Origin of the sequence: Propionispira raffinosivorans DSM 20765 (genome assembly GCF_000381065.1) — a bacterium.
GTDB lineage: Bacteria > Bacillota > Negativicutes > Selenomonadales > Selenomonadaceae > Propionispira > Propionispira raffinosivorans.
In genome coordinates this window covers 105,457-118,683 of record NZ_KB905847.1, presented here as the reverse complement: position 1 = coordinate 118,683, position 13,227 = coordinate 105,457, and the positions used below count along the sequence as shown (strand labels likewise).

General features: G+C 38.4%; 14 protein-coding genes. 2 read left to right on the top strand and 12 right to left on the bottom strand.

Features of this window, described 5'->3' with window-relative positions:
• Positions 1 to 4: 4 nt before the first annotated feature.
• Entirely contained in the window at positions 5 to 1,429 is a 1,425-nt protein-coding gene (locus F606_RS0109095; RefSeq protein WP_026329322.1) for a sugar porter family MFS transporter, read from the bottom strand.
• 656 nt (positions 1,430 to 2,085) lie between these two features.
• On the opposite strand from F606_RS0109095, the gene F606_RS0109090 reads away from it, so the two are divergent.
• The gene (locus tag F606_RS0109090) at positions 2,086 to 2,781 is read left to right on the top strand and encodes a methyl-accepting chemotaxis protein (RefSeq protein WP_019553576.1); all 696 of its coding nucleotides are present in this window, start codon (positions 2,086 to 2,088) and stop codon (positions 2,779 to 2,781) included.
• A gap of 223 nt (positions 2,782 to 3,004) precedes the next feature.
• Here the strand turns inward: F606_RS0109090 and pfkA are convergent, their stop codons facing one another.
• The 8 genes from pfkA to ulaG all read right to left on the bottom strand — a co-directional run bounded on the left by pfkA (position 3,005) and on the right by ulaG (position 10,469).
• The gene (gene pfkA / locus F606_RS0109085) at positions 3,005 to 3,979 is read right to left on the bottom strand and encodes a 6-phosphofructokinase (RefSeq protein WP_019553575.1); all 975 of its coding nucleotides are present in this window, start codon (positions 3,977 to 3,979) and stop codon (positions 3,005 to 3,007) included.
• A 199-nt stretch (positions 3,980 to 4,178) separates the two neighbouring features.
• The gene (locus F606_RS20875; RefSeq protein ID WP_033368288.1) at positions 4,179 to 5,048 is read right to left on the bottom strand and encodes an L-ribulose-5-phosphate 3-epimerase; all 870 of its coding nucleotides are present in this window, start codon (positions 5,046 to 5,048) and stop codon (positions 4,179 to 4,181) included.
• Between the two features lie 91 nt (positions 5,049 to 5,139).
• Positions 5,140 to 5,829, bottom strand: coding sequence for an L-ribulose-5-phosphate 4-epimerase (locus F606_RS0109075; protein ID WP_019553573.1), 690 nt, complete (start codon positions 5,827 to 5,829; stop codon positions 5,140 to 5,142).
• A 16-nt stretch (positions 5,830 to 5,845) separates the two neighbouring features.
• Entirely contained in the window at positions 5,846 to 6,874 is a 1,029-nt protein-coding gene (locus F606_RS0109070; protein WP_019553572.1) for an FG-GAP repeat protein, read from the bottom strand.
• Between the two features lie 145 nt (positions 6,875 to 7,019).
• Positions 7,020 to 7,313, bottom strand: a complete 294-nt coding sequence (locus F606_RS0109065) for a PTS sugar transporter subunit IIB (RefSeq protein WP_019553571.1) — start codon at positions 7,311 to 7,313, stop codon at positions 7,020 to 7,022.
• Between the two features lie 43 nt (positions 7,314 to 7,356).
• A complete protein-coding gene (locus tag F606_RS0109060) occupies positions 7,357 to 8,853 on the bottom strand; it encodes a PTS ascorbate transporter subunit IIC (RefSeq protein WP_019553570.1) in 1,497 nt (498 codons plus the stop codon).
• 33 nt (positions 8,854 to 8,886) lie between these two features.
• Entirely contained in the window at positions 8,887 to 9,333 is a 447-nt protein-coding gene (locus F606_RS0109055; protein ID WP_019553569.1) for a PTS sugar transporter subunit IIA, read from the bottom strand.
• A gap of 71 nt (positions 9,334 to 9,404) precedes the next feature.
• Positions 9,405 to 10,469: an L-ascorbate 6-phosphate lactonase gene (gene ulaG / locus F606_RS0109050; RefSeq protein ID WP_019553568.1), complete on the bottom strand. Its 1,065-nt coding sequence runs from the start codon at positions 10,467 to 10,469 to the stop codon at positions 9,405 to 9,407.
• 365 nt (positions 10,470 to 10,834) lie between these two features.
• On the opposite strand from ulaG, the gene F606_RS0109045 reads away from it, so the two are divergent.
• A complete protein-coding gene (locus F606_RS0109045) occupies positions 10,835 to 11,638 on the top strand; it encodes a DeoR/GlpR family DNA-binding transcription regulator (protein ID WP_019553567.1) in 804 nt (267 codons plus the stop codon).
• A gap of 86 nt (positions 11,639 to 11,724) precedes the next feature.
• Here the strand turns inward: F606_RS0109045 and F606_RS0109040 are convergent, their stop codons facing one another.
• Genes F606_RS0109040 through F606_RS0109030 form a run of 3 tightly spaced genes read right to left on the bottom strand, consistent with a single transcriptional unit; the run spans position 11,725 to position 13,099 of the window.
• Positions 11,725 to 12,147, bottom strand: a complete 423-nt coding sequence (locus F606_RS0109040) for a universal stress protein (protein ID WP_019553566.1) — start codon at positions 12,145 to 12,147, stop codon at positions 11,725 to 11,727.
• 12 nt (positions 12,148 to 12,159) lie between these two features.
• A complete protein-coding gene (locus F606_RS0109035; protein ID WP_019553565.1) occupies positions 12,160 to 12,624 on the bottom strand; it encodes a universal stress protein in 465 nt (154 codons plus the stop codon).
• Positions 12,625 to 12,661: 37 nt separating this feature from the next.
• On the bottom strand, positions 12,662 to 13,099 hold the full coding sequence (locus F606_RS0109030; protein ID WP_019553564.1) for a universal stress protein: 438 nt from the start codon (positions 13,097 to 13,099) through the stop codon (positions 12,662 to 12,664).
• Positions 13,100 to 13,227 lie beyond the last annotated feature (128 nt).

The following is a 13,227-nucleotide window of genomic DNA, read 5'->3' as shown; positions in this document are numbered from 1 at the left end:
AGTATCAAACCCCAATATTTTTTAGTTTTTTCCCCGACATAAGATTCTTTTCAATTTTTTCCAATGAAACATTTTTAGTTTCCGGAACTAAGTATATCGTGAAGACTATAAATAAAACATCCATTACACCATATAACCAAAAAGTCGTTGCTGCTCCCAATGTATCTACCAGCGTTAAAAAAGTAGCGCCAATAACAGCACAAGAAATCCAATTCGTCATCGTTGAACACGCAATACCAAAGTCACGACTCTTCAAAGGTTGAATTTCTGAGCATAAAATCCACACAACCGGTCCTGCACTCATAGCAAAACCTGCAATACATAAAAGTGTCATGGATGCTGATACATACCCAATCCAAATAGCAGTATTGCCGCCATCAATGGCATATAAACAAGCCCCTAAAATAAACATGGACAATGCCATAACAAAAAAGCCTATTTTCAATGCTGGTTTTCGTCCTGATTTATCAACCATATTAACCGCAATAAAGGTTGCCAGCACAAAGACAATCCCGTTTAATACGGTACCAATCATCTGATCTTCCATGCTTGCAAAACCAGCTAAACTCAAAATTTTCGGTGAATAATACATGATAATATTTAATCCCGTGAATTGCTGCATCACTTGTAATAAAACACCTAAAAACACTGCTCGCCGCACGTTTTTGTTTGCTTTAAATAGTGACCAGCCAGCCTGTTTTACTTTTAGTGTTTCTTTGATATCTGCTAATTCTTCATCAGCCTCCGCCGCATCTGAATTCAATGAATGCAAGACTTTTTTTGCCTCTTCAAAGCGACCTTTTGTCGCCAGCCATCTTGGACTATCAGGCAAACGAGTAAGTGCCGCTAATAAAATAAAAGCCGGAACAGCAATCACGGTCAGCATCCAACGCCATGATCCACTATAGCTAAGAGCTGTATCCGAGAGGAAAGCTGCTAAAATCCCTACTGTGACCATAAGCTGATAGCCTGAAATAACTTTACCACGAGATTCTTTTGTAGCCATTTCCGCTAAATATAAAGGAGCTGTATAAGAAGCAATACCTACCGATACGCCTAAAACTAAGCGAAATACAATCAATATATCTACACTTGGTGCCAGTCCTGAACCAAGCGAACCAACAATAAACAAACTTGCTCCCAGCACCAAACTGCGTTTTCTGCCAAGCTTTGCCGACAAGAACGCTGCCAGCACGGCTCCCGTTGCAGCTCCCACCATCATGGAACTGACGACCCATTCTTGTAAATTACTACTAAGCTGCCATTCCTGGGTAATAAAAGGCAGCGCACCCGAAATAACACCTTGGTCTAAACCAAAAAGCAGCCCTGCCATGCCTGCCGCAAAAAAAATATAAAGCCTCATCTTCCTGGCTTTACATTCCGCTGCCGTTTGTAATAGTCCATAATTTTCCTGTACGTTTTCTTGCATATCAAAAACATCCCTTCTGCTCAGATAAAACATTACCAAAAGTTCATAGCCTCTTCGCTTTAAAGTGTACTCGATTCATGCATTTGTCCTAGAAGTCAAATGCTCTTTTACATCCCTAAAAAAAACTGTTTTTGCAGCCAAAGAATCAATATCAATTCAATTAGTTCACGCTTCACCATTCCTATTCGATTAAATGTGCTTGAGCACATTTCTTATTTACAATATATCACTTTGTATTGTTTACGTCAATATATAAATTGGTTAGCTACATTTCCCATTTCATCCGATAAAAAATAATAAAAAAAGTGCTCAAGCACAATACAATACTCGCAAAACAATATAAAAAAATTTTATGCTATATTTTTAAACAAGATTTGTTTTGATATAAATCGGTCCAACGTTTTCAGATTTTTTTCGCATTATATAAAAATAAAACAGCAGATATTTTACAATGAAAATCTTTTATCTTTACTTTTTTAGTTACTCAACGCTCTCGATAGAAGGACTTATTTAATAAAAAATAGAAGTAATACAACTATAAATGTAATTTTAAATTTTTGTTTTAAAAAGGGGCACTACTCTTTCTATTCCTGATGCTTCAGGCAAAATTTAGATGAATACTACATGAATCAAATTTGAGTTGGAGGAATCAATGTATGTTGAAAATATTATTGGTCGGCGGTGGCCGGGGCGGTGCCGGAATTTTGGAACTTTGCAAACAAATTTCTGATATTAAAATTGTAGCAATCGCAGATGTTAAAAGCAATGCTGTAGCTTTCGATCTCGCAAACACAATGGGCGTCCGTACATTCACAGATCTTAGTGAAGCCGTAAAAATGCAAGGACTTGATATTATTTTAAATATCACTGGCAATAGCGAGGTTAATCAGTTAATCAAGAAACATATTCCAGATCATGTGAAAGTAGTTGAACCGTATCTGACAGATATTATTTACCATTTGATCAAATCACAGGCACTGATTAATGAAGAATTAAAAAAGAAAGTAGATACTCTTTCTGAATCTGTAAATCAAGCCAAAGACCATATAAGCAAAACGCATGAAGTAATTGGCTTTATTAATAAAGTCTCCCAACAAACCAATTTATTGGGACTAAATGCTGCCATCGAAGCTGCCCGAGCAGGTGAACACGGGCAAGGCTTTGCTGTTGTGGCAACAGAAGTTCGAAAATTATCAGAAGATAGTGTTGAAGCAACTAAAAAAATCAATACTATTTTAGAAAATATTGAAGCATCCATGCAGTCAATCATTGTTGGTATCAAAGAAACAGCCGCCGTAACGGAAGCTCATACACGCAACGATTTATTATCAAAACCAATTTCCGAAAAATAAAAACATAAAAAAAACGATGGGGTAAGCAATTTTATTTTTTGCTTACCCCATCGTTTTTTTATACAGAATGTATTAAATAAATGACCCCTAGCCTATTATTCTGCCAGGAATGGGGTATAGGGGTTTGCTTCCCACGTAACGCGCCACTCAACCCTATACCCCATTTGACGATTGCCATATAAAATGTTTAATGCGTTCTCTCTATATAGAATCGTTTTTTTATTTATTTTGCAATTGATTTACAAATTTCGCATAGCTCCAGATCAATTGATTTTTTCATGCAAAGTGCCTCATTAATATTATAATCAACAACTTCATTATTTTTAATAGCCACAATCCGATTACCAATACCTTTTCGAAGCAGGTCTACAGCCCGATACCCCATCCGTGCTGCAATGACACGATCCATGACCGTTGGCGAACCGCCGCGTTGAATATGACCAAGCACTGTAACCCGAGTACTGATATCTGTTTGTGTTTCAATAAGTTTAGCAATATCGTCGATTTTATCTTTGTAGCCCTCGGCCACAATCACAATATAGTGGGTTTTACCACTAGAACGGCCTTCTCGAATTTTTTCACAAATATCTTTTTCGATGTCACTGGCTTTCTCTGGAACCAATACTGCCGTTGCCCCCGCAGCTACGCCTACCTGCAGTGCCAAATGCCCGGCATAGCGCCCCATAACTTCAATCAGACTGCATTTTTCATGACTCAATGCGGTATCCCGCAAGCGATCGACAGCCTCTAAAGCAATATTACAAGCTGTATCAAAACCAATCGAATATTCCGTACAGACAATATCATTATCTATAGTTCCCGGTATACCAACAGTTGGCATACCCAGTTCACTTAGCTTTTCAGCCCCGCGAAACGACCCATCCCCGCCAATTACAACCAGTCCATCCAAGCCTAATTTTTGAGCCATTTCAAGACCAAGCTGGCGTCCTTCTGGATTCATAAATTCCATACACCGAGCTGTATAGAGAAAAGTCCCTCCCCGCTGAATAATATCCGATACTGAACGAGAATCCAATGCAACTGCATCACCATTAATAAGTCCATTATAACCACGGCGAATACCAACGATATCCATTTCAAAATCAATAGCAGATCTTACAACAGCCCTAATAGCTGCATTCATTCCTGGTGAATCTCCACCGCTTGTGAGTACACCAATTTTTTTCACTTTGTTCATTGATTGACAACCACCCTTAAATAAAAAATGTACCTTGAAAATAAATACGTACTATTATCGTATTTTCAAGCTGCATTCATCAGATTCCTTTATTTATCCAAAAATATTCGTGTGAAAGTTTGTTCTAGACAAAAGAGCATAGTCTGTGTTTAAGAATATTGGTAAATAATAGAACCATAATTCACATTTCCTGCAGTTTTCAAGAAACAGTTTCAAGCGTTGAAAAACCTGCTGCCTCAGCAAAGTTATGCGTGAGAAAAGCCTGTGCAAAGTGCAAATCCTCCTGCCAATTGTCATTACCAGCATACCAGAATTCGGCCACATACCGTCTAACACCTAAACGCCAAGCGACATCAATAATGCGCTTAAAGTCAACATGCCCCGTGCCAAAGGGGATTTCGCGGAATTTTCCTGGAACGGTTTCTTTTAAATGAAAAGCCACTATATGACCAGCACCAGCTTCAATATCTGCCATTAAATCCGATTGATACTCGATTGCTGCATTCGTCAAATTCCCTGAATCCGGATAAACGCCAAGATAGGGAGATTGAATCGCTTGTACATAGACCATTGATTTGGTAACTGTATTCATAAATTCTGTTTCCATGGTTTCAAAACCGAGTACAATTCCCTCTTTAGCTGCCATTTCAACACATTTCCCCAAATTTTTTACAAATAACGCTCGCGTTTTTTCCGATGTTTCTTCATAATATACATCATATCCGGCAAGTTGAATGATTCGAATCCCCAGATCAGCCGCAAGATTTACTGCTTTTTGCATAATTTCAAGACTTTTTTGCCGCACATGCGGATCATGACTCCCCAGAGGATATTTCCGATGCCCACTCAAACAAATAGATCGAATTGGCACCCCTGTTTTTCGCATACTCTCCCGAATTTCCACCCGTTCACCCTCGGACATGTCAAGCCGCGATAATTTAGAATCCGTTTCATCAATGCTCATTTCTAAAAAATCAAACCCCGCTTTTTTTGCTTCAAACAGTTTTTCTCGCCAAGATAAGTCCATAGGCATTGCTTTTTCATATAAACCCAGTACATAATTTTTCATTTTTCCCAACCTGCTTTCTCCTAATCGTAAAGTAAAATCGCCCATTTCATCTGCATATCAAGACAAAATGGGCGATTTTCAGTAAAACATATTATTTTTGTCCATAATAAGCATTCGGTCCATGTTTGCGCATAAAGTGTTTTTCTAATAAAAATTTAGACATGGCCTGTTCATTTCCCGTAATGATTTCCGTATGAAAAGCCATCATTGCAATCTCTTCCAAAACTACAGCATTATGCACTGCCAGCAAAGGATCTTGCCCCCAAGTAAATGGTCCATGATTCTTGACCAAAACCCCTGGCATATAGTTTGGATTCAAATCCGCAAAGCGCTCCACAATGACCGCACCGGTATTATATTCATACTGATTTTTAATTTCTGTTTCTGTCATATCTCTTGTGCATGGAACCGCCCCGCAAAAATAATCTGCTTGCGTCGTCCCATAAGCTTGCACTTCATGACCAGCCTGCGCAAAAATTGTTGCCCAGCGCGAATGTGTGTGAACCACTCCACCAATGTCAGGAAAAGACTGATAAAGTTTCAAATGTGTCTCCGTATCGGAAGATGGATTCATCTCGCCTTCGACCACCTGCCCCATAAGATCGACAACGACCATATCCCGTGCCTGAAGTTGGTCATATTCTACGCCCGATGGTTTAATAACAAAAAGTTCTTGTTCACGATCAATTCCAGAAACATTGCCCCATGTAAATGTAATCAAACCATATTTTGGTAAAAGCATATTAGCTTCATAAACTTTTTGTTTGAGTGCTTCTAACATCGTTTTATCGCCCCTATCAGTCTGTTACAATATACAAAACAGCTTCCCCAATTTCCCTGTTCGCGGAAATAATAATATCACGGTCCTCGCCAGCGACCACTGCCACATTGCTTGGTCCAATATCACTTTCAATCGTTGTTTTTACATAAGCACCATCTCTATATTGAATATAAAAAAGTTCTTTACTATGACGACGCTGACCACCAATGACAGTTGGTATGCCCCTTAGCTTGCCAGCCCAGACAACATGCCCGAATTCCATTGGTTCTGGATATTCATAAACTTTTTCATAGACATTTTCTATTTTTTTATAAATAATAAATTGATTACCATGAAATGGTTCGATCGTAATGAGTTCATCTTGACCATCCCCATCGATATCACCTACCGCTATATCACTTACCGGGCAGGTCAGCACCGTTTCAATCGTCCAGCCTTCACCTTTTTTTTGTGGTGGTGTGACAGCAAATACGCCGCTGTCGCAGGTCACCATGCCTGCCATACAACCACGCCAAGTAGCACGACTATAGCCATGATTTTTAACCAACCCTGATTTAATAATTTTAAGCTTAATGGGTTCATCCAAATCTTCCGGTATTTCACCAACATAAATCTTCCCTGGATCAGACCAGTCTTCTTTATCCGTTTTACTCGTACAAAGAGTACAGCCGATAAAATAATGGATTCCATTTGCTGTTAAAATATCAAAGCGGTGGATATAAGGAAGTTTTAGAATTGTTTTTACGTCCCATTCATTCTTTGCTTTAGGCCTAGCCCACACAATCGTCGCATTTTCGGATTGAAATGTGGGGAAAAAATTCTGCACGGCTAAAAAATCACCATTTTTCCCGGGAACTTGAATCATCGACATCGTGCCGCCAGGTCCATCCCAAATAGTTGATTGCTCAAATTCAGGTCCGGAATACATGTACGCAGCACCCTCACCTTCTGTTGCAAACAATATTTTTTGTTCGCCAGCAATTGTCGTACTGCTTGTTGCATAGCATCTATGTAATTTCGTCAAAAACTGCTTTTTTATATTCACTATAATGCACTCCCATTCACACTATTTATAACTTCATTCAGTTAGTATTATCAGAATTTTCTGGCGTTTAAGGAAAGGGTTTGGTCTAAATTTACGTAACTTCCCTAAGGAAATCCTTATAAATTATCCCCATTCCCTTTCAGCTTTATTGTACGTTTACAATTTTCTCTAGTACTTTTTCTTCTATTTCTTTTTCTGATAAAAGATTTTTTAATCCAATAACAATAACTTTTTTTGCTGCTGCATTCGCAAATGTTCCAATTAAAGAATCCGAACATACTACAACATCATAATTCGCTGCCTGCGATTTTGCATCGCCAATATTCGTATGGTAAATGCTTGCTTCTATGCCGAGTTTCTTAAAAACTTTTTCCAGTTTCATTTTAATGATTTGAGAAGATCCCATTCCACTTCCACATGCTGCAATAACTTTTAACATTATAAACACCTCATTTTTTTATCTAAAACATTCAAGTATCAGCTTAAACTTTTTGAGCCATGACTTCAAGTTCTTCAGCAGATCTTTTTTTCTGCTCCATAACTTCAAGATATTGATCGTAGTCTTCTGCTATTAAAAAATACGTATCCTTACTCCGATAGTAAATGATTTGCGGAATTGCCAGTAAAATAAGAATAACCGCCACGACACCGATATACTGTCCGTAATTCATAATCACGCCAATCGCTGGCCAAAGTGTATCCCAGTCGAAATTCCCGTGCCATCCACCAAAATTTCCGGTTGTAAAAAAGTATGCAGCAAATCCACCACCAAGCACTTGAATTATCCCTGAAACAAATGGAATAATTGCTGCAGCTCGAAGCCCCCCTAAACGATTGGCAAATACAGCAAAGGTAGCATTATCAAAAAACAATGGTACGAATCCACTAATGATAAGGATTGGACTTTGAAACACAATTAAACCGATGATTGCTAAAAATTGTCCCAGTGCTCCAAACAGGAAACCAAATGTTACTGCATTGGGATGACCAAAACCATAGGTTGCCGCACAATCGACAGCAGGCATTGAACCAGGTAGAATCTTACTAGAAATACCTTGAAAAGATTCCGTAAGTTCGGATACAAACATACGAACCCCCAGTTGCAAAATGGTCAAGTATACTGCAAAATTAAAAGATTTTTCAATAATAAAGAATAAGAAACTTTGGTTAGCACTAAAAGATGGATCGATTTTGTGCATCAGTTCAGGACCCAAAATTGTGATGATGACCCCAAAAAAGATAAACATCAAGATACCAGTAGCCACAACATTTTCATTGAAAATTGATAAAAATCCAGGAAGCTTAAGATTTTCCAATGATTTTTCTTTATTGCCTATTTTACCAGCAATTTTGGAAACAATCCAAATACCAAACATCTGTTGATGACCCGTAGCAAACCCGCCGCCTTCCGTAAGCTGCTGACAAGGCTCTACCGTCAAATTCGAACCAACTGACCAGTACGTACCAAGAAGTACCCCCAGCATACAAACAACACCCATATCCTGAAGCTGTGGGAAACAGAATATAACGAGCCATAATGCGGTCGAAGACTGCTGTACCATAACATGTCCCGTAATAAACAAAGTCCGTATCTTTGTATAACGTCTGAATAATACCAATAAAATATTAATCGAAAAGGCAATTAATAAAACAACCATCATCATCGAGAAAGAACGACTGGCATTTTCAATCGAGGCCTGCGCTGCTGCCTGCCCAAAATATGGATCAATTACCGCTGCCGATAAATCAAATCTGTCTTTAAGCCCTGCTAGTACTGGGCGGAAGTTTCCTACTAGTCCACCCGATGCAACATTTAAGATCATATAGCCAACCACCGCTTTAATGAAACCGGCAATCGCCTCATAAATTGGTCTCTGGAGTAATAGATATCCGATAAATACGATAAACCCAATAAAAAATTGCGGTTTCGTTAAAATATTATTCTGGAAAAACTCCCAGATCGGCATTAAAAATTCCATTTATTCTCCCCCTAATAATCAATATTTTATCCATCAGCTCATGCTGCAAGTTAAATTCTTCAATTCTTCTCCAGAATGAACTGCTAATAATTTATTAACAAATTCTTCATCAGACAAACATTCCGATAACTCACAAAGATTTTCCAAATGTACGGCATTATCAACGGATGCCAAAACAAAAAACAGCTTAGCATCATGTTCAGAATTATCACTAAAATGAACCGATTCTTCGGTCTTCATAAAACAGACTGCCGTATCATTTACCCCTACACCTTCTTGTGCATGAGGAATGCAAATATTCGGTGCAATAACAATATACGGTCCAAGTTCCGTCACTTTTTCAATAATGGCATCAATATATTCGGCTTCAATTGTCTTGTCAGCCAACAATGGCTGACAGGCAGCACGTACAGCATCTTGCCAAGTCGCAAAACTTTCATGAAACGAATAGCGGTTTTTTTCAATCAACTCTTTAAACATTTGTGCTCACCACTTTTTTTTATTTTTTGCTGTCGACCTTAAAACTTGCATACGATCGACAGCTGAATTTTTTATAAAAAACTCGTATATGGCAAATTAATGTCAGCGGCTGCAAAACAATCATCAAACCCTCTTGGATAATGATATTCTACATTATTTTTATCATTTGGAAAAACAAATTTTCCACCAACCTGCCAGATATATGGTTTGAATTTATATTGAAGTCTATTTTTTTTCATTTCATACAAAGCAAGAATTTCTGCTGGATCCGCTTGAAAATTGGACCAAATATCATGATGAAATGGTATCACAACCTGTGTATTGAGTGCTTCTGCCATCCGAAGAATATCTACCGATGTCATTTTATCGGTGATGCCGCGAGGATTTTCCCCAAAAGAGCCTAATGCCACATCGATTTTATGTTCGTTGCCATGTTTGGCGTAATAATTGGAATAATGAGAATCACCACTATGATAAATAGATCCACCAGGTGTTTTAATAAGATAGTTTACAGCTTTTTCATCCATATCATCTGGCAGCCAGCCTTTTAAATCACCATCAGGCGGTGCAGTAATCAGTGCCGTTCTATCAAATGCTTCTAATGAAATAATCTCCATATCTTTGATTTTTACAACATCTCCCGGCTTCACAAGAATGCAGCGCTCTCTTGGCACACCCCATTCCACCCATTTTTCAACACAATATTTGGGTCCAATGAAAGGAACGTCTGACGCACAGTTTTGTAGAACAGCTGCCGCAACATTCACATCGATATGATCATTATGATAGTGTGTTGCCAGTACAGCATCAATATTTTTAATACCAAAGGGGTCCAAGACAAAAGGTGCTACCCGTAAGTTTGGCTGCACATTGCGCCCGCCCGACATCCGCGCCATTTGATGCTGTGGATCCATTTTTTTATTTTTTGTCTGTTTACCAGTACCGCACCAAAAATCAATACAAAGATTTGTATTGCCTTCCGACTTAACCCAAATTCCGGTACAGCCAAGCCACCACATCGCAAAAGTTCCTTTTTTCACTATTTCTTGATCAATTTCTTCATTTAACCAAGTACCCCATTCAGGAAACGTATTTAAAATCCAAGACTCTCTCGTTATTGTATCTACTTTACTCATAATGCCCTCCGAATATTTATTTTATGATCGTTTTATGAATGTTCCTTTCTTGTTTTTTCTTTATGCCCTTATAATACACTTTTTTTTTGCACATTTCAAGCTTTTTTGCAAAAAATAATACTAAAATTTTATAAAATCACCTTTTATGTTTGTTTTACGATTGTTTTATGTTATATTTTAATTAAAATATAATTTTTACGTTCTTTTTATGATTTAAAACTTGTATATTTTTTTGTTTTTGCATATAATATAAACAATAAGCATTATGATAATTTTATGCGCACTTCTAAAAACAATCTATCCAGCAACGAGGTTCTAGTAGACAACTGTAATTTTATATTAATAATGAGAGGATTGAATGTCCGATGAAAAATAGTAAAAGTGTCGTTTTTAAACGGCAGCAATATATTTTAAAAGCTTTAAAAGAGTCAAAAGATGTACAAGTTGATGATCTTGCCCAACAACTAAAAGTTTCACCAACAACAATTCGCCGTGATTTGCAAATTTTTGAAGAAAAAAGTATAGTCAACCGGTTTCACGGCGGTGCAAGATTATTAGAAGGAACCTTAAAAGAAGATCCAGCACTTGATACATTGTCCCCCAAAAACATATCGCAAAAAAATGCTATTGCAAAATATGCAGCAGACCTAATTGAAGATGGTGATACTATTTTTATGAACTCAAGTTCCACAACTTTGCTTTTGCTAAAATACATTAAAAATAAACGAGTTATCATCGTAACCAATAACGGCAGTGCCGTCGGGACCGAAAAAGACCCGCGTGTCGAATTGATTTTAACCGGTGGTGAAGTTTACGAGCGCAAACAATCAATGGTCGGAGAATTTGCCCTGCACACCTTATCTAAAATCACAGCAGACAAAGCCTTTATCGGCGTCGGCGGTATTAGCGTTAAAGGCGGCATTACAACGTCGGTCCTCCAGGAAACAGCCGTCAATGAAATGATGCTCAAGCGCTGCCAAGGTCCATGCTTTGTCCTTGCCACGACTTCCAAAATTGGTCGTGAACATAATTTTCTCAGTGGCTCAATCAATAAAGTCACTACAATCATCACCGGTAAAGATGCCGATCACGATGAGCTGCTGCGCCTCAAAGAACAAGGTCTTGAAATCATTGAACTTGATGCGTTAGCGGATGCAGCAGACAGTTGACATAGTAAAAAATAGAACATTTCTCAAAACAAAAAGGCATTGCCTGCATTTTATCAATGCAGGCAATGCCTTTTAACTTAATAGTCTTATTTTACAACGAGCACCGGACATTTTGATTGTTCAACAATATACTGACTAACACTGCCTAAAAGCACACCTTTCACAATTCCAAGTCCTCGGCTTCCCATAACAATCATGTCAATACCTTCTGAATTTGCAAAATCGAGAATCACCACGGCTGGTGACCCAGTTTCAGCAAAGCCTTCTGCTGTAATCGACTCTGGAACATCAGCAAGTGCTTTATCCAGAATTACATTGCCTGCTTTTGTAACAGCTTCTAAAATCGCATCTGATAAACAAGCATTAATCGCCAATTGATTGATATTGGCCACATAGAGAAATGCTATTTTCGCTTCACAAACCTCAGCCAGCGTTATTGCCTGTGAAATTGCTCGATCTGAGCTTTCTGACCCATCGACCGGAACTAAAATACGTCTAATTTTATCCATAATAATATCCTCCTATTTTTCTTCTTCTACTGCTTTCACAACCAGGACAGGACAATTTGCATTGCCTAACAAAGAACGGCTGACACTGCCAACCAAAGTTCCCTTCAGCACGCCTAGCCCCCGACTTCCAACTATAATCAAATCAACCTTCAAGGCTTCTGCTTCTTGCAAAATTGCCGAAGCAGGGTTGCCATTGACACAATGCCCTTTTGCTTTAATAGATTGCGGCACCATATCCAATGCTTGGTCTAATATTTTTCTACCAATTTCTACCACATCTTCCAATATAGAACCACTAAAAGTAGAACGAGGTGATACAAATGCGGGGTAACTTCCCATGACACCATTTAAATTTGCTACATGGATGAAGTTGATTTCAGCATCACAAAGTCCGGCTAACTCAATAGCTTGTTCTACTGCCTTTAACGAACTTGCTGAACCATCAACTGGAACTAGAATATGTCGATATTCCGCCATAATAATCCCCCCCATATTTTTCGATTTATATGCTCTGTTATTTCACGATAAGAACTGGACAGCGGGCGTGTTCAAGAACTTCCTGACTCACACTGCCAAGCAAAAAGCCCTCAACAATCCCAAGGCCGCGCCCGCCAATTACAATTAAATCGCTTGCATGGTCCTTGGCAAATTTCAAAATTTGTTTCGCCGGAATTCCAGTTGCAGTATGTGTCATATAATTTGAACCTGTTGAAATCTGCTTTACGGCATGCTGCAAAACAACCTGGCTGATTTGCTGGATTGATCCCGTAAATTCATCTGGCAGCCATGAAATCTGGTCCGCAGGATCATCGGTATTGCCATTAAAATAAGCCACATATAAAAAATCAATCTGCCCATGGGATACGGAAGCAATATCAACTGCTGCTGCAATAGCCTTATCCGAATTTTTCGAACCATCTACTGGCACCAAAATCCGTCCAAATGCCTGCATAAAGCTCACTCCTCTTTATATGTATCCTTCGTCTTTTTCTAGCCTCTTATTGTCATATATTAATACTTCGTTACAACTGCTAAAAGTCCTGTCTTTTTACAACGACTTCCATAAATAATTACAAATTA